This window comes from Microcystis sp. BLCC-F210 (assembly GCF_042134685.1).
GTDB lineage: Bacteria > Cyanobacteriota > Cyanobacteriia > Cyanobacteriales > Microcystaceae > Microcystis > Microcystis aeruginosa_D.
The window spans coordinates 3,934,821-3,959,791 of record NZ_CP169647.1; the positions used below are offsets into that span (position 1 = coordinate 3,934,821).

At 42.4% G+C, this 24,971-nt stretch carries 19 protein-coding genes and 3 pseudogenes; 19 read left to right on the top strand and 3 right to left on the bottom strand.

All coding sequences use genetic code 11. The annotated features are described in order from the left end of the window. Positions 1-6: 6 nt before the first annotated feature. The 11 genes from ACE3JL_RS19075 to ACE3JL_RS19125 all read left to right on the top strand — a co-directional run bounded on the left by ACE3JL_RS19075 (position 7) and on the right by ACE3JL_RS19125 (position 13,580). The gene (locus tag ACE3JL_RS19075; RefSeq protein WP_375328140.1) at positions 7-1,542 is read left to right on the top strand and encodes a hypothetical protein; all 1,536 of its coding nucleotides are present in this window, start codon (positions 7-9) and stop codon (positions 1,540-1,542) included. Positions 1,543-1,584: 42 nt separating this feature from the next. Further along, a complete protein-coding gene (locus tag ACE3JL_RS19080) occupies positions 1,585-3,219 on the top strand; it encodes a coiled-coil domain-containing protein (protein ID WP_375328141.1) in 1,635 nt (544 codons plus the stop codon). A 70-nt stretch (positions 3,220-3,289) separates the two neighbouring features. Continuing rightward, the gene (locus ACE3JL_RS19085; protein ID WP_375328142.1) at positions 3,290-4,048 is read left to right on the top strand and encodes a hypothetical protein; all 759 of its coding nucleotides are present in this window, start codon (positions 3,290-3,292) and stop codon (positions 4,046-4,048) included. After that, positions 4,041-4,904 carry a hypothetical protein gene (locus tag ACE3JL_RS19090; RefSeq protein WP_375328143.1) on the top strand — a complete coding sequence of 288 codons (864 nt, stop codon included), beginning with the start codon at positions 4,041-4,043 and terminating at the stop codon, positions 4,902-4,904. Before ACE3JL_RS19085 ends, ACE3JL_RS19090 begins: the two co-directional genes overlap by 8 nt. A 2-nt stretch (positions 4,905-4,906) precedes the next feature. Further along, positions 4,907-5,800, top strand: a complete 894-nt coding sequence (locus ACE3JL_RS19095; protein ID WP_375328144.1) for a hypothetical protein — start codon at positions 4,907-4,909, stop codon at positions 5,798-5,800. 7 nt (positions 5,801-5,807) lie between these two features. Beyond that, positions 5,808-8,318: a peptidoglycan-binding protein gene (locus ACE3JL_RS19100; RefSeq protein WP_375328145.1), complete on the top strand. Its 2,511-nt coding sequence runs from the start codon at positions 5,808-5,810 to the stop codon at positions 8,316-8,318. Between the two features lie 88 nt (positions 8,319-8,406). Then, entirely contained in the window at positions 8,407-9,906 is a 1,500-nt protein-coding gene (locus tag ACE3JL_RS19105) for a hypothetical protein (protein WP_375328146.1), read from the top strand. Between the two features lie 141 nt (positions 9,907-10,047). Next, entirely contained in the window at positions 10,048-11,091 is a 1,044-nt protein-coding gene (locus ACE3JL_RS19110) for a hypothetical protein (RefSeq protein ID WP_375328147.1), read from the top strand. Further along, on the top strand, positions 11,024-12,418 hold the full coding sequence (locus ACE3JL_RS19115; protein ID WP_375328148.1) for a vWA domain-containing protein: 1,395 nt from the start codon (positions 11,024-11,026) through the stop codon (positions 12,416-12,418). The genes ACE3JL_RS19110 and ACE3JL_RS19115 overlap by 68 nt, the downstream gene beginning before the upstream one ends. Next, the gene (locus ACE3JL_RS19120; protein ID WP_375329631.1) at positions 12,367-13,110 is read left to right on the top strand and encodes a prohibitin family protein; all 744 of its coding nucleotides are present in this window, start codon (positions 12,367-12,369) and stop codon (positions 13,108-13,110) included. The genes ACE3JL_RS19115 and ACE3JL_RS19120 overlap by 52 nt, the downstream gene beginning before the upstream one ends. A gap of 71 nt (positions 13,111-13,181) precedes the next feature. Next, on the top strand, positions 13,182-13,580 hold the full coding sequence (locus tag ACE3JL_RS19125; RefSeq protein WP_271992846.1) for a YidH family protein: 399 nt from the start codon (positions 13,182-13,184) through the stop codon (positions 13,578-13,580). 70 nt (positions 13,581-13,650) lie between these two features. Here the strand turns inward: ACE3JL_RS19125 and ACE3JL_RS19130 are convergent, their stop codons facing one another. Continuing rightward, positions 13,651-13,896, bottom strand: coding sequence for a hypothetical protein (locus ACE3JL_RS19130; protein WP_271992847.1), 246 nt, complete (start codon positions 13,894-13,896; stop codon positions 13,651-13,653). 169 nt (positions 13,897-14,065) lie between these two features. Further along, positions 14,066-14,163: pseudogene (locus ACE3JL_RS19135) on the bottom strand (IS1 family transposase); the annotation flags it as partial. 213 nt (positions 14,164-14,376) lie between these two features. Between ACE3JL_RS19135 and ACE3JL_RS19140 the strand changes: the two are divergent. Then, positions 14,377-14,964, top strand: a pseudogene (locus ACE3JL_RS19140) (group II intron maturase-specific domain-containing protein); the annotation flags it as partial. Between the two features lie 149 nt (positions 14,965-15,113). Continuing rightward, positions 15,114-15,449: pseudogene (locus ACE3JL_RS19145) on the top strand (HNH endonuclease); the annotation flags it as partial. 116 nt (positions 15,450-15,565) lie between these two features. Here ACE3JL_RS19145 and ACE3JL_RS19150 read toward each other — a convergent pair. Continuing rightward, positions 15,566-18,274, bottom strand: coding sequence for a GNAT family N-acetyltransferase (locus ACE3JL_RS19150; RefSeq protein ID WP_375328149.1), 2,709 nt, complete (start codon positions 18,272-18,274; stop codon positions 15,566-15,568). 154 nt (positions 18,275-18,428) lie between these two features. Between ACE3JL_RS19150 and gcvH the strand changes: the two genes are divergently transcribed. The 6 genes from gcvH (at position 18,429) to ACE3JL_RS19180 (ending at position 24,932) form a co-directional block, all read left to right on the top strand. Beyond that, complete coding sequence (gene gcvH, locus ACE3JL_RS19155; RefSeq protein ID WP_271992494.1) at positions 18,429-18,824, top strand: glycine cleavage system protein GcvH; 396 nt, start codon at positions 18,429-18,431, stop codon at positions 18,822-18,824. 159 nt (positions 18,825-18,983) lie between these two features. Beyond that, positions 18,984-20,156, top strand: coding sequence for a molybdopterin-synthase adenylyltransferase MoeB (gene moeB, locus ACE3JL_RS19160; RefSeq protein WP_375328150.1), 1,173 nt, complete (start codon positions 18,984-18,986; stop codon positions 20,154-20,156). Positions 20,157-20,461: 305 nt separating this feature from the next. Further along, complete coding sequence (locus ACE3JL_RS19165) at positions 20,462-21,043, top strand: hypothetical protein (RefSeq protein ID WP_375328151.1); 582 nt, start codon at positions 20,462-20,464, stop codon at positions 21,041-21,043. Between the two features lie 67 nt (positions 21,044-21,110). Next, complete coding sequence (locus ACE3JL_RS19170; protein ID WP_375328152.1) at positions 21,111-23,873, top strand: class I SAM-dependent DNA methyltransferase; 2,763 nt, start codon at positions 21,111-21,113, stop codon at positions 23,871-23,873. 232 nt (positions 23,874-24,105) lie between these two features. Beyond that, the gene (locus ACE3JL_RS19175) at positions 24,106-24,549 is read left to right on the top strand and encodes a transcriptional regulator (RefSeq protein ID WP_375328153.1); all 444 of its coding nucleotides are present in this window, start codon (positions 24,106-24,108) and stop codon (positions 24,547-24,549) included. A 5-nt stretch (positions 24,550-24,554) separates the two neighbouring features. Beyond that, complete coding sequence (locus ACE3JL_RS19180) at positions 24,555-24,932, top strand: DUF5615 family PIN-like protein (RefSeq protein WP_375328154.1); 378 nt, start codon at positions 24,555-24,557, stop codon at positions 24,930-24,932. The last annotated feature ends 39 nt before the right edge of the window (positions 24,933-24,971 follow it).

Below are 24,971 nucleotides of genomic sequence, written 5' to 3' on the forward strand. Positions count from 1 at the left end.
AATCCTATGAAAAAAATCAGCTATGCTAAATTGGCTCTATCCCTGCTCCTCGTTTCTACTGTCCTCGTCGGATGCGGGAAAGGGACTAATTCTGTAAGCACTCAAACCTCCTCGGCAACCGTCGAGAAATCTCCTCAATTACAGAGCGATATCGATAAAGCTTTCGATGAGTTAAAAAAAGAACAGCAAAAGTTTCTCGATGCCCTCAAGGGAGCGATTACTGACAAGGAAAAGCTGGAAATTATTAAGAGCGATGCGGTTAGTACAAAGATAGAAAATTTACAGACAAAAATAAAAGAGTATCGCAAAAATCAGCTACCGAAGTTACAAGGTGAAGAAAAAACAACCATTGAGAAAATTTTGGGTGACATCGATAGCTCTTTAGAGGAAATCTCTCAAAAGGTAATCAATCCTTTTAAGACAGGATTGACAAGAGATGCAATTGAAAATGTTCAGAAACAATTAGATTTTTTTACAAGAAGAAATATCTCCCAAAATAATTATGGTAACTTTGGAGATACTACCGTCGAGGAAATTACAAAATTTCTCCAAGATAAACAGAAGTCACTAGAAGATAATATTAAAAATTTAAAATCTCCTGCTCAAGCCAGCCCGAAATCTACCATCGATTCAGAAATACAAAAATTATCTGATCGAATAGCACAGTTAGAAAAAGAAAAAACCTCTTCTAATACCACTTTTCTCGTTGCTATATTAGCATTGTTAGCGGGCGGATTTTTTTTGTTAAGATCCCGCAAAAAATTGCGTCAAAGTTTTTCTATACGAAACCTATCTTCTGTATTAAAGTTTTGGAATCGGGGAACAAACCCAGCAGGAAAACTAACAGAGGAAAATATAGACAACTCATCTACTCAAGTTGATACTCAAAATTTGAGTACAAATGAAACTCAAATTTATCATAAAATTTACGATCAGGTCTACAAAGAACTTTACCAAAAATTCTCTGAAAAGTTTAAATATATCGAGCGAAAAATTACACAAGAAAACCGTAAAATTAATGATAGAATTGCCGATTTAGAATTAAAAATACACAATTGGAAAACCAAAGATACAAAAGTTCGGGAACAAAAAGAACCAACTGGCATAACCACTTTGAACCCTTCTGCACCACCCGCGAGCCAGACTTACCAGAGTACAGCACCTTCAGTATCTAGCTCTTCCCACTCCCTAGGAGGAGATAATTATGATCAGGATGCTCGTTCCTCATCCCTGATCGAAGTATCTCCTACAGAAGAAAGCCTAGCGAATCGCGAGATGGGAGGGACCGATCCAATTGTACTAAAAAATAAACGTCGGGGTATCTATGGAGTTTACCTCGACGAGAACTATCATTGTTTGGTACCTAGCCAATATTTTAGAATCAACCAGAATAACTATAAAAGCGTTGAGGATCTATTCGACTGCCAGAACTACGATCCGAATTATTCCGATAGCTATACCGTCATCCGTCCTGCGGTAGTCTATCCCCTAGCGGGTGGGCAAACTTGGCAGTTACAACAGCGAGGAGTTTTACGTTTTTAGTGCGCTAGAGTACGATGAGGAGTGATAAGAGAAGTTACCCAGATGACGAAACTAAATTTTGCGATCGCCGAAATCGTGGATATTTATAATTTCCTACCCAAAGTTCTGGCCCCGAAAGTGGTCAAAGTTGCGGTTCATCCTTCTCAATCTAATAGGGACAGGCCATCTCTAGCCGAACAGAAAAACGGGAACTATTGGATAGTCCTAGTCGAGGCTAATTACTGGCTACTGCCCCAAAGCGGCCTACGCATCAATCAATTTAATCTAGCCACCGTTAAATCTCTATTCGACTGTCAAGGATACGAACTTTCTGAACACGGGGATTTTGTATTACTAGAGGCCGCTCAGGTGTCGGGAATGCCAAACGGGACAGAGTGGAGACTAGAGAAAAAAGGAGTAATCAACTTTGATCCTAACTATCCCGCAGACGAATTGCGATCGCAACAAAAGCAAGCGCAACAGGAGATCGATCGTCTTCAGTCCGAGTTAGAGGAGACTAGAAAGCAAAATAACCGACTGAACGCTCAAGTGGCCGAATTAGCCTACAATACATTACAAAAGATCCGCGCTGATTTAGTCACCAGAGATGAGTTTATCAAACAAGGCCGACGGGTAGAGACTTGGGAAGAGAAATTAAACAACACACTGAATAGCTTAAGTGAAACAATTTACAATCAAGTTTACAAAGATCTTTCCCAAAAATTCTCTAAAAAGCTGAAAGATATTGAGCAGAAGAGTACACAAGAAACCTTAGATAAATTTGAACAATCGATAAGTCACCAAGGAGAGACAATTGTTGAATTCAGCAATCAAATTCATCCCATTTTCGATCAATTAGAAAGGTTAGATGTCGATGATTTTCGCGGACATATTAGACTTATCGGTCCACGTCCATCGGGAAAGCTAACTTTTTTAGCGGCTCTTCTTTGCTTAGATCGAGCTTTAAAAAATACGAATTTAATGATAAATATAGTTCCTAGAAACGATGAATCAGTAAGATTAAAAGAACAAGGAAATGATCTTTTTTTACAAAGATATCTACTCTCTCCTTTGCCTGTTGTGTCTTGTTGCATTTTGCCTATTTATGATGCATTAATTGAAATAAACAATTTGAATAAAAATAAATCCATGAATTTGAACTTTTTGAATAAAAAAAAATCCATGAAATTGGACTTTGTATGTAAACCTTATCCAGGAGAAATCTTTGAATTTTTTTGTGACACACAGAAATATCGAGATTTAATTGATGAATACCTACAAGATTTAGCTTGTGTCAATCATGTGATCTTAATGATTGATGTTCTATCTTCCGACAAAGATAATTATTATGCTGAAGGATTAGTTTTCTTGGAGCAATCCCTGCGAATAAGAAGAACAGATTCCAGCTTATCATCCTATCGTATTGCCGTTGTCTTTTCTAAATTTGATCTCTCTCACTCTTGGGATGATCGCAACAATTTAGGGCAATATGTAAAGTGTAACTATCCCCAAGTAAAATCCGTACTAGATCGATGGTATAATTCTTGGAATTGTTCGATCGAGTATTTCGCTTGTTCCGCTTATGGAAGACAAGGTATAGCAGATCCCTCCCAGTGGAAGCCATTGGGTTTAGTATCACCAATTTATTGGTTGTTAACAGGAAAACGAGAGAAAAATCTAGAAAAATCTGGCTTATAAATCAATATGAGAAAAACACATTTCGTTAGAAATTCAATGATTTTTTCCATCTCGTCAAATCTATACCCCCATGAACGTAATCATTATTGGTAATAAAAGTGTTGGTAAGACCAGTATGGTCATTACCCTATCGAAAGGAACCGAAAATGTTAAAGTGATCCCTTCTGGCCCTGGGGGTAAAATCGCTACACTGTCCAATGATAGCATTGAAAAACTAGCGGGAACTTCTCAAAAAGAAGAAGAACCTCTCCTGCTGAGAATTAACCTTCCTTCCGGTTCGGAAAGAGAGGTGAGAGTTCAGTGGATTGATACCCCTGGGGAAGCCTGGTCTAAACCCGCGTGGCAAGAAAGCAACCCAGAAAAATATCAAGATCTGGTACACACTCTCAGTCAAAGTCAAGCGGTTTTACTCCTGCTGCCTCCCTATCGATATCGAAGTCGAACTCAAGAAATAGAAGATACTCCCGAATTTGAGGAAATTCTCGACCCGGAGACCTGGAAAAAACAACTCAAGGAACGTCTCGCTCTCTTGCGATCGCACTGTCCCAGCGTACAACATATTTTAATCTCTATCCATAAAGCCGATCTATTTCACAACCTAGAGGAGGAAAAAAACACCTGGCAATACAACACCAACGCTTCCTTTCTCTGGGGGAAACACGACACTCATATCCGAGAGACCTATTTTTCCCTAGCCGATGATATAATCCGCGAACATAACTCCCAACCTCCCTACCTCAATCCCAAATTTTTCGTCACCAGCATTCACCATCCCACTCTACTAGAATTACCCTGGGTCTATTTAGGAGCTTATTTCGCCAATGCCTAAAGCCTCTACAGAAATTCGCGTGATCGGGGCGAGAAGTTCGGGAAAAACCACCTATCTTGCCACCCTAGCCGTTCTTCCATCGGGTTTACTACAAAAATATCCCAAGTTAGAGGTGATTCCTCGCAATGATGAAGCCACGGCCCTACGGAAACGCGCGCTCGATACGCTCAAAAATCAAGGAAAGATAGCGGGAGATGCCTTCGAGGCTGATCAACTTCATAACCTCAAGGACTATGACTTTCTCATCAAAATCCCGCCGGGGAAAAAGCGATCGAGCATCGAACTAGAACTCCTTGCCAAAGATTTCCCAGGGGAATTTTTTGAACTTATTCCCATCCCTCATCAATGGAAAAAAATCACCCCTTGGGTTGATGACCTATTCACTACCGTAAGCTGGATGGTGATGATGACCGATTGGGAACCCGAACGCGACACATCGCTATATCTCCCGGCGTTTACCAAACTATGCGAGGAAATTCGCGAGCGGGAAATTCGCAACCCAGAAATTGAAAAACTCCGGATCGCCGTCGTCATGGCTAAATGTGAAAGGGGAGAACTCTGGCCCTGTCGTCTCGATCCCGACGAGGATTTATTCGAGGTACGATTGCCCGAAACCTATAAACATCTCACCAAAACTTTAACCCCCGATCGATTACAATTCTTTGCCTGTTCTGCATTCGGGGTTTTGGGAAGTCGCCGCGATCGAGATTTTGATCCCCGGCCAAACTGCTACTTACCCGACGACGGTTCCCCAGAAGAAAAAAACGCCTATTTACGAGAACCCGATCGCTGGTATCCCTACGGATTAATTCCTCCGCTATACTGGTTAGCGACAGGCATTCGACTCGAAGAATAATTATGTGGAGTCGTCAACAACCCCCAAAAACCACCGATTCTCAGCCTACCGAATTTCGGATCATCGGACCGAGGCGATCGGGTAAAACCACCTATCTATCTGCGTTGGCCTACTGGCCGAACGCGAAACCCGATAGTCCGATCGAGAAAGTTATTCCCCGCGACGACGATACGGCTAAACTAATCGCTATGGCAAAAGATATCCTAGAAAATAATGCCATGTTAATGGCTACCTATCTAGCCAGCAATCCGAGCGAAATTCCCACTTATAACCTCTCGATTCAAATGAAGCCCACTTGGCAAGGGGGACAAGCGATCGATATAATTTGTAAAGACTTTGCTGGGGAATTATTTGAAAAACTATCCCAAGGCAAAACTTCCCACATCGAAGAGTATCTAGAAGAATGTGCCTCTGCCCTAGGATTACTCATCCTACTCGATGGTACTTTCTTCACAGAAGATCAAAAGTACGCCCAGGGATTGGCCACCTTGAAACAACAATTAAAGTGGCGACTAGAAAAGAAAAATCAAAACCTATCCCAGTATCGTATCGCCTTAGCCTTTACCAAAGCCGAACAATCTAAAATGCGAATCCACCGGCAGGATATCCCCAGATTTATGAGGCTAAAATTTAATAAAACCTATCAATTACTAGAAAATTGGGGCAAAGAGTGGCCCTGTCCTGTTAAGTATTTTTTTTGTTCGGCATTTGGCATGAAGCCAGGTGCTTCTCCCGACTCTCCCCTCGCCAACGTTCAAGTTACTAGCCGTGAAGGGGGTGTGACTTCTGGAGTGATCGATAACCCAAAAGTGTGGAGACCCTTGGGATTAATGGCACCAATTTACTGGTTACACACGGGTACCGATCATCCCCAACTCAGAGACATAGAGGATTAGAAAAACTATGAGCGATTCCATTTTGATCAAGGAATTTTCTCGGAAATTGTTAGAACCGAAAAGACAGGGCGATCGGTGGGTTTCTAGCGGATTCGACAAAGAAATCGGTTTAAGAACCCATGAGAATCCTCCCACCCCCATTCAAAATGCAGTCCATAACCACTGGTTTCGGATTAATGATAGTTATCCTCCGGCAGAAGGAAAGATTGCCCTCATCGCACGAGAAATCGATAGATACGCAGTTTTAGCGGTAGCCTCTCCCCTAAAAGATGATTGTGATCGACCTCTGGTAGGCTATCGTTATTTCTGGCTAGAAAAGCCCCTAGATGGAGAAATAGATGCCGTGGGAACGCTCCTCCGATGGTGGGACAAGAACGAGCGACCCCGTTTCGAGCTAAAGCCTTGTTCAGACATCATACATATTCAGCAACAGAATCGTGGACAGGGATATTATTCAGCGATTCTTCACAGTCCTCATGATTTCGATAAAGTTCGTCAATTTGAGCAACTTGCTTTAGAAGTACAACAAACTCCTCATATTTTTACTCCTAGCAATAGCTTTATTCCTAGTTATTGGCATTTGCATTTTTTTTCTCGATATCTCAAACAAAAATATAATCGCCCGATCGCTTGGGCGTGGAAGGTTACTGTTTTAGAAAATCCTAATCAATTTACCCTAATCGCTTGCACTACTCAAGAATACTGTCAGATCAATTCCGATGTCAACAAAATCCCAACCGCATTAACTCCCCATAAAACTGGGCAAGATATACTAGATACTTCCCCTGTACAGGTTCAATCAATTCAAAGTTTAAAAAGAGCATTAAAAGAACTCTCAGAAGGCAAAGAAATTGATCAAAACCTAAATATCTTAGTTCAAGAACTAGAAAAAACCGATAGCACTCGATGGGATTGGGCAACGCTGATCGATAGCACCTGGCTGGAGCAACGACAACACACCCAACAAGAAAAGATTTATAAATCATTGATTCTACTATTAAATCCCAATTTACAGCATACTGACTTAACGATTACCGTCTCCGATTGGCTCAATAGCCTACAAGCGCCAGGCTCTCCCGCACCTCAAAAATTGCTGGATTTCTCTCGCTTTCTTCCCTCAGCCTTATTGACTCATTTCCAGCCATCCGAATTACCCGTTACTCAAGAAGCGAAAAAAGCACTCGATCGACAACACCAGTTGATACAATTGTATTCTAGAAATTCGGCCATATTAGCCAAGAATAAAACAAGACTCCATCAACTCATCGCTCGGTTATTTCTCCTACTGCGATCGAACCCCTCCCCCAAATCAGAAGAAGTAATTCAATGGCTACTTATCGACTACTCCCCACTCTGGAAAGAATCTCTAGAAATCTACACCAACGATCTGTTTAGAAAGCTCGATCGAGCCTATCTCAAAAAAGAACAATTACCCCCTCAAGAAAGGGATGAGTTTATCGAGAAAATCCTCGAAGACTTAAAACAGCGTGAGCAAGGACAAACCACCGAAAATCCCTCGTCCTACGAGAGCATCGCACGGATTCTAGAAAAGAATAAATCCTATCCGATCGCCGCTTTTTTCTATAAACTCGCTACGGGTAAAGTTCCCGATAAAATTTGGGAAAACTGCACGAACCTCCCCGAAATTATTCCCCTAGAAAGACCCCCCGCCATTCCTCCACAATCCTCCGAGAAAAGTCCCAATTCTCTCAAGAAAATCGCCCTAATTCTTTGGCAAAAATATCCTTGGCAATGTCTAGGGTTGAGTGTGGCAGTCGGGACGGTGTTGGGGGTGGGAGTCCTGTGGGGAGTTCAATCGATCGGACGGGTATTTTCTCCGAAGATTTCCGCAAATCAATCGGCCATTATTCCCTCCGATCCCGTTCGGGAACTATACTTATATTTTAATCTCCTAGAATCTGGCGATCGCCGACAAGATCTGCAAGCGAAAAATCTAGACAACCTAAAGAAGTTACGGGAAAAGATGCCCGATTTCAACGCTTCCCAGTGGAAAACCAGCACTCAACGCGAAGCATGGCTAAGAGAAAGATCAAGTATTATCAAAGATCCTTTATATCGCTTCCTTCAACAACTGACACCAGCAGTTCCGGTAGAATTAAATAAAACTTACACCGCTAACCAAGTGACAGCCAATCCTCCCCTCAACGCCCCAGAAATTGCCCTAGGGAAAAGTCTTCTCCACTCGCTACAATTGTATGAGGGGGAAATCACTCCGATTTGGGATCAGAAAGTATCGGATGCGATCGCTAAGTTCAAAACACAATACCAGATTCAGCCAGCAGGAGGGGATTTAGATAAAAACACTTGGTCGATTCTCGCTCCCATGATTCAAGATCGGCAGATAAAAACAGCAATCAATACCCTAGAAAGAATCCTAAAAGAGAGCGAAAATTACTCGATCGCTCTCCCTCGATACAAAGCCTTTCAGCAGTGCAAAACTCAGACAAATACCGCCTATTCTGCCTGCCTAGATCAAATATTCAAACCCGATAAATAGACGCTTAATGATGTGGAATCAATGCGAAATTTATCAATTCTCTCGAAAACTTCTAGAGCCAAAATGGTCTAAAAGACATGAGTGCTATGTGAGTACAGGATTTGATCGAGAAATCGGCGGAGAAAATCAGGAAGTACCCCCGGAAATTGCGAATGCCGTCCATAATCATGCCTGTCGAATTAATGATAGTTATCCTCCCCAAACTATCGCCCTAATCTCTAGAGAAATCGGCAAATATGCTCTATTAGCGGTGGCAACAGCCTTAAGAGATGACAGCGATCGCCCTCTAATCGGCTACCGCTATTTCTGGTTAGAAAAACCCTCGCAAGATGGCGAAATAGACGGAATCGGAACGCTGCTAGAATGGTGGATGACTCAAGGTTCTCCCACCTTTCAACTACAACCCTCCTCTTCATCTCCCAAAACACCCCCAAAAGCTTCTAGTTCTTGGCTAAATCGCCATGATTTTTTTAAAAAATATTCAACCGATTCGGTGAATATTTCTATCAAAAAAATAGAACAAGAAAAAAAATACTCTCGATCTCCATTATATTTAGACAATATAACTTTTGAGGATTGTCGAGAATTTCATGCCCTAGCCCTCTCTCTACAAGCGAACAATTCTAGTCCCCTAAATTGGGCTTTTCGAGTGTCTCAGTTAGAGATTCCCGAACAATTCTCTCTGGTTTACACCCAGGATAGCGATCAGGAACAATTAATTATTCGGTTTGATCGAGTTCCCGAATCCTTCTCGACGGTTTCCGAATATATATCCAGTGATATCCAAGTCAAACGATGTTTACTAAATCTAGCGAAAAATAAAGATCTAGAACGAAACTTACAAGCCCTCTCCAGTTATTTATCTAGTCTTGACAGTGACCATTGGAACTGGGAAATTATTGTTGATAAAACTGCGCTTAAAAATCATAATATTACAGCGGCTAGATATCGAGCATTACTGGCTATTTTAAAACCATTTCCAGAAATCGCTAACTGGCTAGACTGGCTACGGCAACGAAGAGGAAATAAACAGTTTGGGCGCGCGGGCATCGAGATGCAACAACAAGCGCTCGACCAAAATCCCGACCTCGAACAGCGACTATACGCTCTCATCGATGATCTATTAATAACGGAGCAATACAAAAATAGCAAAATTCCCGATCTACCCAAGGAAAAACAATGGTTATTAATTCGCTCCAAAAGCTTCTGGTCAGATTATTTTTATGACTCCGCAAAATATTATACTAAATCACTACTCATACAAATCCACTATCCAGAAGATTGTCAACTAGACAATCATTTTTTTAACAAAATTTTACAAAACTATCAACAAAAAAAATTACCCGATGCTACTAAAAAACGATACGAATTTCTCGCACGACTATTCGCCGAAGTGCGCGCCTATAGCCTAGCGGCTCTGTTTTATCAAGTAAGCCAAGGAGAAGTTCCCGCAGATATATACACCCAAGCCGAAATCCATCTCATCGATCTTCAAGAAAGCCACCGCTCATCTGGACTGATCGGCCTAGCTTGGGCGAACCTGACACAGGATCTTATGCTATTATTTAGAAATCTGAGGGGAGGCTAGGGCAACCCAACGATAAAACCGAAAATTCCCCAACTACGAACGCACTAGCAGCATTAGACTATGGCGGAAACCTTTCTAGTCAATACTAGGAATACTTTGTCTCTAAACGTTTAACTGGATCAGGAAGGGAGTATTGAAAAAATGAGACTTGTTTTTTATCTGTTGGGGGGCATTATTTCAGCGCTGATCGGCTGGAACTTGAGCTTAGTGATCTTAGACCTCTTTAAATTCGCATCGAAGACAATTACTGGAAGCACTTTCCCTTTTTACGTCGAGTTTATTCTCTTCCCGATCGTCACTATCTGTTTAAGTGTCACCCTTGTCCTAACGACCATTTATCTGAGTAATCCGATTCACTACAAAGCGAATCGAAGAATCCGCAATAGTTATCTCAAAATCGCCCTAAAAACTGGTTTAATCGCTGGAGCGATCGCCGCAGTGCTAACTGTGATTATTTACCAGGGAAAATTCCCCCCGGCAAGTGTTCGCATAGTGGGCTGGAGTTTAATCGGTTTAGGGGCCGGTGTAGCCGAGGGATTATCTTGGCGATCGCTGAGTACCGAGGGTGCGAAAAGTAACACCTTTGAGCGACCGATAAAATCTGCCCTTTTCGGATTACTTGCCGGTTTAATTGCCGCCCTAGCGATCGAATTTCTCCGAACAATAATCCCCCTTGGCGGTTATGAAGATCTGTTAGGATTCACCCTTTTCGGTGCTGGTTTAGGGATGGCGCTCGCCATTTCCACAACCCCCACCTATCAAGTCGCACTGAGAGCCGGTAGAGGATTCGGACGCGCCCGAAAAGATAACCAATCGGGAAACTATCCCAAAATTAACGATCGCTGTTTAAGAATTGTCAATTTCGAGCAAACCCAAATTGAAGAAGGATTATCTATCCAGCTACCTCGCCATACTTCCCAATCTTTACAGATCGGTTCTGCGGAAGATGCTGATATATTTTTGCCAGATGTACCTGCAATAGCCGCCAAGCTCAGTTTAGAGAGAAAACAATGGAGACTTAGCACCCCCGTCGAGAATAAAGTACAAATACAAAGAAGAATGTTATCGGAAAATGCCACGGAAACCTTATATCACAATCAAATGTTGACTTTCTATCATGAAAACACGAATACTCGCTATTACCGATTTATTTTTTGCGATCGCTTTCTCGATCCGGACAACTAAAAAAGCTGGTAGAAACCTTCTGCTTTTTCCCCTATCGATCCTCGCGTTCACTTTCTTCGATTCTGCTTCCGTCCGAGCGAATTCCGTCAAGATTCTCCGCGCCATTACCGACCACGATCGAGTGACTTTAAAAGTACAAGTTCGCGACCATCGTGACCTGCTCGTACCCGGATTACAAGCGAATAACTTTACCGTCCTCACCACGGCGGCCAATCAAACCGAATTTAAATATCGATTGACTCCCCTAACTCTCCCGAAAATTACTATAACCCCACCCGATCAAGTCAAACCCGATCCCGCCTATTTAGTGATTTTGCTAGATATGAGCGGCAGTATGAATAATCGGGATGAATCCCAACAAGTCAAACTCCAGGGAGCGATCAAGGGAATCCAAAAATTTATTACCACGATCGAAACTGAAAAGCTTCCCGTAGAAATTGCCCTAGTTCCCTTCGGGGAAGGTGGGGAAGGTTGCGCCCATAGCTATCCAGTCAATCAGGCAGTAATTCAAAAGTATCTAGAAGCCTATCCCTACAAAACAACCAAAACTCGACTTTCCGAGTTAGCCCATGTTGATGTCTGTGCCTCCACCAATCTCTATCAACCCCTCGATGAAGCGGTCAAATTTCTGACCACTTCTGAACGTTTTCAGCAAAATTCTTGGGGTCCGCCTCCCCGTCTCGGCGTGATCCTATTTACCGATGGATTCGATGCCGATCCCGATCGAAACAAGGAAGAACAACGCTTTCAGTCCACGCGAGATCTGCTGGCTCTTTCCCCTCACGTCACCGTCCACACGATGGGATACGGCGAATCCCTAACCCGACTCCGCGCCCGCGCCCAATGCGCCCAGGAGCTACACAGCCGCCCTCTCACGGTGGATACTCTCCTTACCTACTGTCAGCTTCCTTGGGGAGAAGATATCCGCGAGTTTATCGTCGATCGATCTCGATTGACAGCGATTGCTAAAGAGACCGGCGGAATTGCCCGATTCCCGCGTTCAGCTGAAGAAGTGAGCCAAGGATTACGAGAGTTCCTGACCGCGCTCCGAGAATACGAGATCAGCTATCCACAACCAACCGCCGATCGGCTCACCATCCATCAAGCCAAAGTTATCGTCAATGCTCCAGGACAAGGTATGTCCTCTCTCATCTCCGCACCGCTCGAATTCCAGATGCCGAATTATCTCTATCACTCTCTCTCGATTTGGGAACGTTTGGCGATTTTTCTCGGTACGCTAGTCGCAACAGTATTCGGTGTTCGCCGGTTCAATGCCTGGAGCCACCAACTCAAAGAAGAAAGCCGCCGAAATTTAGGGGAGTCTTAATGGTCTTCGGTCAAGTACAGGAGAAAATACTTAATGAGGGCATTCATGGGATTATTCCCGTTGTTAACACGGTAAAAAAACTAAGTGTGAGAATCCAAAAACAACAGATAGCGGCCGAAGCTTCCTCCAAAGACCTACAGGAAGTATTTACAGATGTGGCCCTGAATTGGCATATTTTAGCATCAGAAGTTAATAATATTTTTCAACAAATTGGCGATGAAGCGGCTGTCATTGAACGAGTGATCGATCCAGCAGTGGAGGAAATTCTCAAGGAAGTTATGGCTAAATATACCGCCGAAGAATTAATTACTAAACGGGAAGAAGTCAAAGGAGAAGTGGATATTCGTTTGAGTGAAAGACTGAAAAATTATCATATCGGTGTCGATGATATTTCTTTGGTTCATGTCAACTTTTCCGATCGCTTTACCGAGGCGGTGGAAGCCAAACAAATTGCCGAACAGGAGGCCAAAAAAGCCGGTTTTATGGTGCTGAAAGCCTTGAAAGAATCGGAAGTAAAAATCAATCTGGCTAAAGGAGAGGCGGCAGCTCATCGCATTCTCCAAGATTCCTTAAGTCCAGAAGTTTTACAGAACAAAGCGATCGAAAGATGGGACGGTAAACTCCCCCTATTTATGGATGATAATCTGCTTAAGTCCCTTGAATTGGTTAAAGATAAGCGAAAAACTAGATGATAAAAACAATTTATTAAAACCAGAAGAAAGAATACTTGATTTTATTGAACTTCATGGCGAGGAACTCCTCTATGCTGTTTAAATCCCGAAAGACAAAGCAGAAATTTAACCCTGATTACTGGCGAGATCATTCGGCCAACGAACGCACCTATCTGTCTTGGATGCGCGCCTCGATCGCTTTGATGGGTTTTGGTCTGGTCATTTTGCGTTTACGGACGGCATCTTTGTTATCTCTAGGACTAGGTTGGTTGTTGGGTTTTGTCTTCGCTATGGTGGGATTATTAACCGTTGTCATCGCCACGCGCCGGTATTTTCTCATCCGGCGAGCGATCGATAATAATAGCTACGAACCTGCTCAAGTCTGGATTATTTGCTTTAGTATAGCGATCGCTTGTCTCGGATCAGGAATTCTCTATTTTGTTGCCACCAGTCCCGATAGCGGTGGAGTGGAAAGCATCGGTTTCGATTAAAACCCCATCCTCGCAGGGAGCGGGATGGGGAAAAATTGCTCGATACAGGTGGTAAAATCCAGACAACTACTTAAAATTGCCCATTTTCCGATCTTTCCCAGGAAGGGGCGAAAGGTGGACAATTTAAAGGACAGGCGCGCCAATGACTGTGAACAGGGACTCCCAAGCGTTGACAATAGCCATTTCCTCTCCCCTGAAACTTATAAAACCGACAGTAACGACAGGTGGAGGAACAAGTAGCAACTTTCGGGAGAGGATTTCCTGTGGATTCGATCGCTGTTAGTTTTGGGGATAGGGTGGAAATGGTGTCTAGCAAGGAAGTCTCGAAGGTTAACGGGGTTCACTAGCGACTCTTACCGTACCTAGTCCCGAATTATGTCACAGTTGCCCATCCTCCCGGAGTATAACGGTTGACACGCTCCTAAAAAATTGAGAGAATCCGGGCGGTGATTCGGTAGTAGTGATGGCAGCTTAATCCTTTCCTGTGCATTGTAGTCATGGATAAAATACCAAAGGGTTCCCCAACGTGATTCTCCATTTTTTTAGAGAAAGATAGACTCTCTCTCACCAGCCGAGAAATCCTTTATCTAAAGGTATTATAAGTAGTCGTGCAAAATTAATTTCCTAGTAAAGATAGGCAAAAGGCAAGAGGCAAAAGGCAAGAGGGGGTTAGATATGTGTAATTAATTTTGCTTAGGTACTTACTAAATCTGGTTATTAAAAACTGATTATTTATTCCCCTTTGCCTTTTGCCTCTTGCATGAGTGCCTCTCCCCATAACTAGCCTGTACTCAACGGATTTAGTATCAAACCAGAAAAAACCAGAGTGTGTCATACAATCAAACCCATTGAATATAATGGGAAAACGGAAGAACCCGGTTTTGACTTTCTAGGATTCAATATCAGGCAATACCCAGCAGGAAAATACAAAGCAGGTAAAATAACGAAAGGAATACCTAAAACATTCCTAACCCACATTAAACCTAGCCAAAAAGCAGTTAAAGCCCACACAGAAGCGATTAAAGGTGTAATCAAAAAACACAAAACAGCACCTCAATCAGCCCTGATTAGACAATTAAACCCAATCATTAGAGGTTGGGCTAACTACTACTCAGGAGCAGTATCTAAAGATACCTTCAATAAACTAGACTACACAATCTGGTTAATGTTAAGGGCATGGACAGTATCAAGATGCGGTAAAGCGAACTACAAAAAGCTGAGAAATTATTTTAGACCGGGTACAGTTAAACTCAGTAATGGGAAAGAAAGACACGAATCTTGGTTATTTAAAACCAAAGATGGTTATCAATTATGGAAACATAATTGGACACCAATTGTCAGACATACCCTAGTACGCCCCGACGCTTCACCTTACGACGGAAATTGGACGGCTCTCTTGGATTTGGTGGGTAAAATGTATTCTAAGATACAGTCCTGCTGACGAGGGAGTGGAAGAAACCACAAAGACACAGAGGACACAAAGATCGATCATAATGTAAGTTAAACTTATCACACAGAACCTAGAAGAGCCATTGGACTTACTGGGCGACCAGACGAGGACAAGCAATTGACACACCTACGAGAGTAGCTAAACTACTTAAGAAGCAACAAGGCAAGTGTAGCCGATGTGGGCAGTATTTCACCTCATCGGACTTAATTGAAGTTGACCACATTCACCCTCTAAGCTTAGGCGGAAAGGATGAATATTAAAACCTTCAATTACTACACCGCCACTGTCACGATGATAAATCAGCAACTGATGGAAGCCTTAAATCATCTACATTAACATCATCAGAGGTTAATATAGACAATACAAGGACAACCAAAAGAAGTCAAGCTGTATCCTTAACAAAGGAACAATCAAACTAGGAGCCGTGTGAGGTGAAAGTCTCATGCACGGTTCTGAATGGGAGGGGAGGTCGGTGACGACCTTCTCGACCCCTAATAGTATGACATCCCCCCCTGAACAGTTATTCCAAAAGACTTCATAAATTCAGTTCAGCTTTGACAAAATCGGCAGTTTTATAGAGAGAAAACCCCACTTTAGCCGCTATCATCTGCATAGCGCGGTTATCCCTTAAAATTTCCCCTTCGATTCCCTCTAATCCTTCCTTTTTGCCAATATTAACTAAACGCTGTAGTAGCTCAGTACCAATACCTTGACCTTGATAGTCATCCCTAACTAATAGGTCAAATTCCGCCACATTAACGCCGTGCAGTTTATTTAAGCGTCCTATAGCGATAATTTCTCGCTCTTCCGTCTGATTGTTATTAATCTCCACCACTAAGCTCATGACTCGATCGTAGTCGATAAAACAAATGCGGGTAAGACGATCATAAGCGGTTTGGCGATCGAGATTGACAAGGTGAAAATAACGATAATAAATGGTTTCTTCCGAGAGATAATGGTGAAATTGTCGCACTGAAGGCTCATCTGCTGCCCGAATCGGACGAATTAGCACTTTTAAGCCTTTTTTCGTCGTCCAAGGTTCTATATAATTTTCGGGATAGGGACGAATCGCCGGATGAGATAACTTTTCTGGGGGAGTAGTTGGAGGATGAAGAAGGATAGAAGCAGAAAGGGCGAGCAATTGCTCTGAATCGGCAAAAAAGGGATTAATATCGATAGTTTTAATGCGAGGTTGTTCACTAACCAGGTGACTAAATCTCACGATTATTTGCTCCAAATTCGCTAAATTAAGCGATTTAAGCCCATTTAGTCCCTGAAAAGCCCGATAAATCTTGGTTTTTTCTAAAAGTCGGCGAGCGAGATTAGTATTTAAAGGAGGTAGAGCGGTGGCGTAATCTTGAAAAATATCGACTAAACGACCACCAGTGCCGAAAATTATCACCGGTCCGCACTGATCATCGTAATTAGAGCCGATAATTAACTCATATCCTCGATCAATTTCTAACATCGGTTGAATAATCACCCCGAGAAAATGCTCCCCACCCACTTGTGCGCTAACATTAGCTTTGATCGCCTGATATGCTTGTACCACTGCCCTAGGGGAAAAAAGCGGCAATTGTACCCCACCCACCGCACTTTTATGGATAATCGTCTGGGAATGCAGTTTCATCACCACGGGATAACCGAGAGATTCGGCGAGATTAACTGCTTCTGCGGCACTTTCAGCAATTTCAGTGACAATAACAGGGATTCCATAAGCTTTCAGTATAGCTAAAGACTCTGGCTCACTGAGAATTGTTCTATCCCCTACTTGCTCGATAATCTGACTCACTAAAACTCGATCAGAGCTATTTTCCTGAGAATTGGCTAAAATTGGCGTTTGATAAAGACCGTGCAGATTCTCTTCATATTTCCAGAGCAAATTAAACACCCGGGCCGCCGAATCGGGATAGCGATAGGTGGGGATCCCCTGCTGATTTAATAGCGCTAACCCCTCTGCAATGCCCTCCCCTCCCATCAAACTTGCTAAAATGGGTTTTTTGCTATTTTGAGCAATTAAAGCGACTCTACAGGCAATTTCTCGCAGATCGGTGTTAAAGCGAGGCGAGAGAATCATCAACACCGCGTCGGTATGTGCATCCGCTAAAGCGATCTCTAGGGCGCGAGCGTAGCTATCGGGATCGCTGCCGCGACGCAGATCGATGGGATTTTGGGGGACAATATCCGCAGGAACAAGAGGCGCTAGTTTTCCGATCGTTGCCGGGGTAAGGGTTGCCAGTTGTCCATCTTCCGCCAGTAAAGCCGAGGCCGCTAAAAGAGCGGGAGCAAAACCATTGCTGATGATTGTCAAGCGTTTTCCCCGGGGAAATCGGGGAATTTTCGCTAAAACTTGCGTGATATTCAAGAGATCGGCCAGTCTTTGTACTTCCACGATGCCACAGCGAGCAAAGACAGCGGAGAGAGTTAGCTGATCGCTGGTTAATTTGCCAGCATGGGAAAGAGAAGTGGGGTCAAAGTCGGTACTGTGGCGACTAATGGCGATAATTGGTTTATTTAGGGCAACTTCTCGGGCTGAGGACAGAAAAGAGCGGGCATTATTCAGGGATTCCAAGTAGATAACGATGCTTTTGGTTTGGGGATCGTCTCCTAAATAATAGAGTAATTCGCCCCAATCCACATCTAAAAGGACTCCGAGGGAGATGAAGTGACTAAAACCGACATTTTCGCTTAAACTCCAATCAAGCACGGCAGCAGCGAGCGCACCACTTTGACTAATCAGGGCAATTGAACCGGTTTTCGGCAGGATGGGGGAAAAGGTGGCGTTAAGATTTTGGCTGAGATTGCAGATTCCTGAGCTATGGGGACCGATGATGCGTAATTTTTGACCAGCGATCGCTTTAATTTCCCTAAGTAAATTTTCCCCTATCTGTCCAGTTTCCCGAAAACCAGTGGAGAGAATCAGGGCGCATTTAACCTTTTTTTCGACAGATTGGGCGATAATAGCGGGAATTTCGGGGGCAGGGGCGGTGATAATTACCAGATCGATCGCTGCCGGGACATCGGGTAAACTGCTATAGGTGGGAAGATCGAGCCAGTTTTCGGGGTGAGGATTGACTAGATAAAGGCGGTGCTGACCGGGATTATCATAGAGATTATGTAAAAGAGTGCGATCGAGTTGGGGATTTTGGCGATTAAATCCCACCACAGCGATGGTTTTTGGCTCAAAAAAGGCTCTTATGGTTTGATGTTCGCCACCACGAGGATCTAAGATGGGATTTAACATAATTGATGCTCCCAAGAACTTTAAAAACCCACTCCCACTTCGCACTCTCTATACCTTTCAAACAGGATTTAGTATGAAAAATCCCCACCCGATGAACATTTTCCCCAAGAGATCTAGTAAACTAACTGATGCTGTAAATATTTAGAGACAAACGATGGAACTGGAATATCCCGAGGATTTGAGATACCTAGAAACCCACGAATACGTCAGACTCGAAGGTGAAATCGCTACCTTGGGAATTAGTGCTTTTGCTGTCGATCAATTGGGTGATATCGTGTTTCTAGAATTGCCCGAATTGGGAGAGGTGCTGGAAGTAGGTAGTAGTTTCGGCACGATTGAATCGGTAAAAGCGGTGGAAGATCTTTTTCCCCCCGTATCGGGGACCGTAGTCGATCGCAATCAAGCGATGATTGACTCCCCCGAATTAATTGCCGATGATCCCCACGGGGAGGGTTGGTTATTAAAAGTGCGGGTAGAAAACCCCGATGCGGACTTGCTTGATACCCTCTCCGCTAGTGAATATCGCGATCAAGTAACAGGGGAAAGTTAAATAATATTAACAACAGGGAGCCAGACCCTCACACTATCATAATCATAGAAAGAATTGAAAAAACAGGAAGCGATCAAGTCTTCCTGATTTTTGTCTCTAAACCGTGCTGAGACGAAATTCTTGCCCGAATCGAGTCAGGTTTCACTATTTACCCAATCTATGCTAAATCCTAATCTCGCGGCGATCGAACTTTCCAAAGAGGAGGTTCAACGCTACTCTCGACACATTATTCTGCCCGAAGTGGGCTTAGAAGGTCAAAAAAAACTAAAAGCCGCCAGTATTCTCTGCATCGGCACCGGGGGACTCGGTTCCCCGCTTTTACTCTATCTAGCGGCGGCTGGCATCGGTAGAATCGGTATTGTTGACTTTGATATCGTCGATAGTTCCAATCTGCAACGTCAAATTATTCACGGCACTTCTTGGGTAGGTAAACCGAAAATTGTTTCCGCTAAGGACAGAATTCTGGAAATTAACCCCTATTGTCAGGTGGATTTGTACGAAACCCGCATAAGTTCCGAAAATGCCCTTGACATTTTAGCCCCCTATGATGTAGTTATCGACGGGACCGATAATTTCCCCACCCGTTATCTGACTAATGATGCTTGTGTTCTTCTCGACAAACCCAACGTCTATGGCTCAATTTTCCGCTTTGAAGGACAGGCAACCGTTTTTAACTACCAAGGCGGTCCCAACTACCGCGATCTCTATCCCGAACCGCCACCACCGGGGATGGTTCCCTCCTGTGCGGAAGGCGGCGTTTTAGGGGTTTTACCCGGAGTAATCGGCACAATTCAAGCCACAGAAGCCATTAAAATTATCCTCGGCGCTCCAGATACCCTTAGTGGTCGTTTACTGCTTTACAATGCTTGGGAAATGAAATTCCGCGAGTTAAAATTGCGTCCGAATCCCATCCGTCCCGTCATTGAAAAATTAATTGATTACGAACAATTCTGCGGTATCCCGCAAGCGAAGGCACAAGAAGCAGCAGAACAGCAAAAAATGACAGAAATGACCGTAGTGGAGTTAAAAACCCTACTTGACAGCAATGCTAATGATTACGTTCTCATCGATGTGCGTAATCCCAACGAGTACCAAATCGCTAAGATACCCAACTCGGTATTAATTCCCCTACCCGATATCGAAAATGGTGCGGCAATTCCCAAAATTAAGGAATTAGTCAACGGTTATCGTCTTATCGCCCATTGTAAGATGGGGGGACGTTCCGCTAAAGCCCTCGCTATCCTCAAAGAGGCAGGTATCGAAGGAATTAACGTCAAAGGTGGTATCAGCGCCTGGAGTCGCGAAGTCGATTCCACCGTACCAGAATACTAATTTTGGCCCTTGGGTTTTGGGGGTTGGGTGTTAGGGTTTTGGGGTTTTGGGGTTTTGGGGTATTAGGGTATTAGTCGAATTCCCCCATCTCTCCATTCCCCCATCTCCCCATCTCCCCACTTCATAATTCATAATTCATAATTCATAATTCCCTCTCCCCATTCCCCCATTCCCCCATTCCCCCATTCCCCCACTTCATAATTCATAATTCATAATTCATAATTCATAATTTCCTCCCCCCCATTGCCCGTGAATCTGTTAAAATCAAGGCCAGTTAGCCTTAAAATCTTCGGTGTGAGCAAACGATGAAAAACCATATTAAAAAAATTGCTAGTTGGAGTGCGATCGCTACTATTTCCCTTGGCTTAGTAGAAATGAACCGAACAGCGATCGCATTCGGCAACAATAATCAATTTAGTGCCTGTATCAGTCAGATTGTCGGCACGGGAGTCAGTCCCGAAGATGCCGCCAGCGCTTGTTCAGAGGCATTAATTCCTAAAGAATTATCCCGGTGTGTGGTGATGATTAAATCCAAAACCCCGATCGATGGTAATCTGGCCCTGCAAGCTTGTTTTCAAGTGCGTCGTCCCATCGACCTAGGTCACTGTGTAGTCGATATCCATCGCGCTGCCCCCTTGTTTGCCACTAATTCCCTCAAACAAACAGAAACAGCCAAGGAACCCGATAAATTAGGGATTTCTAAACAGGTTTTAGATTCCTGTCGTCAAAGTTTATTACCCGGTCGCTTTTCCCAATGCGTTATCGCTGTCAGTCGTGGTGTGGACAAAAATAACCCCTCCCAAGCTTTACAAACCTGTTTAAGTGCCGAGGATTTCCCCAGAGATCTATTCCCCAGTTATCCCCAAAATCAAGACCAGAGACCTTAATCAAGATTATCGAATGTGCTAAAATCCCTACCCAGACTCCTAGGGGGGTAGGGAAGGAATTAAAACCATGCCTTTAAGTTGGAATGAAATTAAAAATCGCGCCATCGCTTTTCAAAAAGAGTGGGAAGGAGAGACTTCAGAAAAGGCAGAATCTCAATCTTTTTGGAATGAGTTTTTTCATGTCTTTGGCATTTCACGGCGTAGGGTAGCCAGTTTTGAGCAACCGATCAAAAAAGCAGATAATAAACAGGGTTTTATTGATTTACTCTGGAAAGGAACGATTTTAGTTGAGCATAAATCGAAGGGTAAAGATTTAGAAAAAGCCACACAACAAGCTAAGGATTATTTTCCCAATTTAAAGGAACATGAGTTACCGCGTTATATTTTAGTCTCGGATTTTCAACGGTTTAAATTATATGATTTAGATTCGGGTAATCAATGGGAATTTGAATTAAATAATTTTGTTGATAATGTTCATTTATTTGATTTTATTGCTGGTTACGAAAAGCGAGTTTATAAAGACGAAGATCCCGTCAATCTCCAAGCTGCCGAGTTAATGGGAAAACTTCATGATTGCCTGAAAGAAATTGGTTATATGGGGCATGATTTAGAAGTTTATCTAGTGCGTTTATTATTTTGTTTATTTGCCGATGATACGGGTATTTTTAACAAGGGGATTTTCTGGGAATATATTGACCTACATACCAAAGAAGATGGCAGTGATTTGGCGATGCACATTGATGCTATTTTTCAGGTTTTGAATAAACCAGAAGAAAAAAGATTAAAAAATCTCGATGAGAATTTAACTCAATTTCCCTACATAAATGGCAAGTTATTTGAGGAGTCATTACCGATGGCGGCTTTTGATAACAAGATGCGAGTCATGTTATTAGAAGCTTGTGCTTTTGATTGGGGAAAAATTTCCCCTGCTATTTTTGGCTCTATGTTTCAAGCGGTAATGAATCCAAAAGAGCGACGTAATTTAGGGGCGCATTATACCTCCGAGAAGAACATTCAAAAGGTGATTAAACCCTTATTTTTAGATGATTTACACAGGGAATTTGAGAAGATTAAAGGCAATCGCAATAAATTACTAGAATTTCAGAAAAAGATTGCTAATTTATATTTTCTCGATCCTGCCTGTGGTTGTGGCAACTTTTTAATTATTACCTATCGGGAGTTACGCGATTTAGAGATTTTGGTATTACAGGAGTTAGATAAATTAGATAAAACGGGGCAGTTAGTAACAGATATTAGTACCATTATTCAGGTGGATGTTAATCAGTTTGCTGGTATTGAATACGATGAGTTTGCAGTGAGGGTGGCAGAAGTGGCGATGTGGTTAATTGATCATCAGATGAATATTAAAGTTAGTAATACTTTTGGTCAATATTTTGTGCGTTTACCATTAAAGAAAGCGGCAAAGATTGTTCATGGAAATGCCTTGCGGATTGATTGGGAGGAAGTTATCTCAAAAGAAAAGCTCAATTTTATTTTAGGAAATCCTCCTTTTGTTGGTGCGATGATTATGAACGATGAGCAAAGGAATGATATGGCTTATGTTTTCGACGGTGAGAAAGGAATAGGCGTTTTAGATTATGTGTGTGCATGGTATATTAAGGCTGCTCAAATAATTCAGGGCAATAGAATCAGGGTTGCTTTTGTTTCCACAAATTCTATATCTCAAGGTGAGCAAGTTGCCTTACTTTGGAATATTCTTTTTCAAAAATATCAGTTAAAAATTCATTTTGCCCATCGTACTTTTAAATGGAGTAATGAAGCCAAAGGAAACGCGGCAGTTCACTGTATAATTATTGGCTTTGCAAGTTTTAATATAACAAATAAAATCCTCTTTGATTATGAAGATATTCAAGGTGAATCATTAGTTGTTCAGTCGAATAATATTAATCCCTATTTAGTTGATGGAAGTGACATCATTATTTCTAATCGAAGTTTTCCTTTATCTAATGTTCCATTAATGCGTTTTGGTAGTATGCCAAGAGATGGTGGTAATTTTATTTTTACAGAACTGGAAAAAGAAGAATTTTTAAAATTAGAGCCGAAGGCAGAAAAATGGATTAGACCTTATACAGGAGCGCAAGAATTTATTAATGGTTATAGTCGCTATTGTCTATGGTTACTTGATATTTCTCCCAGGGAATTAAAGACATTACCAGAAGTCATCAAAAGAGTAGATAGGGTTAAAAATTTTAGATTAAAAAGTAAAGCTGCTGCTACTCGTGAATTTGCGGCGACACCTACTCTATTCTGTCAAATAGCACAACCTGATACTAATTATTTACTTGTTCCCCGTGTTTCATCTGAAAGAAGAAAATATATTCCAATAGGTTTTATGAATAAAAATGTGATTGGTAATGATCAAGTTTTATTAATTCCTAATGCAAATTTATATTTATTCGGTATTCTTACTTCAGCAATGCACATGGCATGGGTTAAATATGTGTGTGGCAGATTAAAAAGCGATTATCGTTACTCAAAAGATATTGTTTATAATAACTACCCCTTTCCAGAAAATATCACCGACAAACAAAAACAAACCGTCGAAACCTGCGCTCAAGCTGTGCTAGATACTAGGGTAAAATATCCTGATAGTAGCCTTGCGGATTTATACGATCCTTTAACCATGCCTCCCGACTTGCTCAAAGCTCACCAAAAACTTGACAAAGCCGTTGATTTGTGTTATCGTCCCCAACCTTTCACCAGTGAATTAAACCGTATTGAATACCTCTTTGAACTCTACGAAAAATTAACCGCTCCTTTACTCCCTACCAGCAAACAAAAACCCGCAAAAAGAAAAAATCCTCAATAACCGAAAATGCTTGCTTGTGTGTCTTTTATTGTCGCTTGTGCCAAGGCTCTGCCTTGACAGACAATATTTAAGGCAGAGCCTTAAACTATTCTTCAGGTAGAACCTGGGAACGAGATGAAGAGATAATCGTTATTAGGGTTTTATTGCTTGTGCCAAGGCTCTGGCTTGGCATAGAATATTTCTAAATCGACAATTTACAATGTAAACAGTGTGATTTAAGGTTGAAAAATTTATGTCTCAAGTTATTAGTACCCGACTTCCCGATCGCACAGCAGAACGACTTAAACAGTTAGCCCGTCAATTAGGAAAAACCCCTAGTGAAACCAGCGCAATTTTAATTGAGGAATCTCTCAGAGAAAGCGAGTTCCCCTATATTGAATTTCGCCAGTCTCCTTTGGGGCGACAACCCTATCTCAAAAACTCCAGTTTGGCTCTCTGGGAAGTCATGCAAATTGCTCAAAGTTACGCGCTAGATGAACAAAAAACGGCGGCACATTTTCATCGTCCCTGCGAATGGGTCCGCTCTGCTTTGCTCTATGCTGAAGCTTATCAGTCAGAAGTGGAAAAGGCGATCATCCAGGCTCAAACCCTCAATGAAACGACACTCAAACGACTTTTACCCCAATTGGAAACAATTACGGTTTCTCCTGATTCCCTGTGGGTGAGTGGGGAATAGCTAAAATGCTATCTTTTTTATTAGATGAACATATTTCTCCGACGGTTGCCGAACAAATTAGTCGTAAACGTCCAGAAATCCTGATTTTTCCCCTAATCACTTGGCAAGAAGGTCGATATTTAGCTGATTCAGATGAAATCGTTTTAAAAGCCGCAACCGAAGCCCAGTTAACCCTAGTAACATACGACCAGAACACTATTCCCCCACTTTTGTGCGAATGGGGAGGAGCTCAAAAAAGTCATAGTGGCGTTATTTTTATCGATTATCATTCGATTCCTCCCAGCAATTTTGGTCTTTTAATTCGTTCACTTTTAGCTTTATGGGATCTACAAAGCAAACAGAATTGGACAAACCGACTTGTTTATTTGAAGCCAAAAATTTGATTCATTGCTTGTGTCAAGGCTGATACAGTTATCAGTGAA

Coding starts and splice junctions, on each gene's coding strand:
- moeB (WP_375328150.1), top strand. CDS start 18,984: ATGCTAAATCCTAATCTCGCGGCGATCGAACTTTCCAAAGAGGAGGTT.
- ACE3JL_RS19175 (WP_375328153.1), top strand. CDS start 24,106: ATGTCTCAAGTTATTAGTACCCGACTTCCCGATCGCACAGCAGAACGA.
- ACE3JL_RS19100 (WP_375328145.1), top strand. CDS start 5,808: ATGAGCGATTCCATTTTGATCAAGGAATTTTCTCGGAAATTGTTAGAA.
- ACE3JL_RS19085 (WP_375328142.1), top strand. CDS start 3,290: ATGAACGTAATCATTATTGGTAATAAAAGTGTTGGTAAGACCAGTATG.
- gcvH (WP_271992494.1), top strand. CDS start 18,429: ATGGAACTGGAATATCCCGAGGATTTGAGATACCTAGAAACCCACGAA.
- ACE3JL_RS19090 (WP_375328143.1), top strand. CDS start 4,041: ATGCCTAAAGCCTCTACAGAAATTCGCGTGATCGGGGCGAGAAGTTCG.
- ACE3JL_RS19095 (WP_375328144.1), top strand. CDS start 4,907: ATGTGGAGTCGTCAACAACCCCCAAAAACCACCGATTCTCAGCCTACC.
- ACE3JL_RS19180 (WP_375328154.1), top strand. CDS start 24,555: ATGCTATCTTTTTTATTAGATGAACATATTTCTCCGACGGTTGCCGAA.
- ACE3JL_RS19080 (WP_375328141.1), top strand. CDS start 1,585: ATGACGAAACTAAATTTTGCGATCGCCGAAATCGTGGATATTTATAAT.
- ACE3JL_RS19150 (WP_375328149.1), bottom strand. CDS start 18,274: ATGTTAAATCCCATCTTAGATCCTCGTGGTGGCGAACATCAAACCATA.
- ACE3JL_RS19115 (WP_375328148.1), top strand. CDS start 11,024: ATGAAAACACGAATACTCGCTATTACCGATTTATTTTTTGCGATCGCT.
- ACE3JL_RS19075 (WP_375328140.1), top strand. CDS start 7: ATGAAAAAAATCAGCTATGCTAAATTGGCTCTATCCCTGCTCCTCGTT.
- ACE3JL_RS19165 (WP_375328151.1), top strand. CDS start 20,462: ATGAAAAACCATATTAAAAAAATTGCTAGTTGGAGTGCGATCGCTACT.
- ACE3JL_RS19170 (WP_375328152.1), top strand. CDS start 21,111: ATGCCTTTAAGTTGGAATGAAATTAAAAATCGCGCCATCGCTTTTCAA.
- ACE3JL_RS19125 (WP_271992846.1), top strand. CDS start 13,182: ATGCTGTTTAAATCCCGAAAGACAAAGCAGAAATTTAACCCTGATTAC.
- ACE3JL_RS19110 (WP_375328147.1), top strand. CDS start 10,048: ATGAGACTTGTTTTTTATCTGTTGGGGGGCATTATTTCAGCGCTGATC.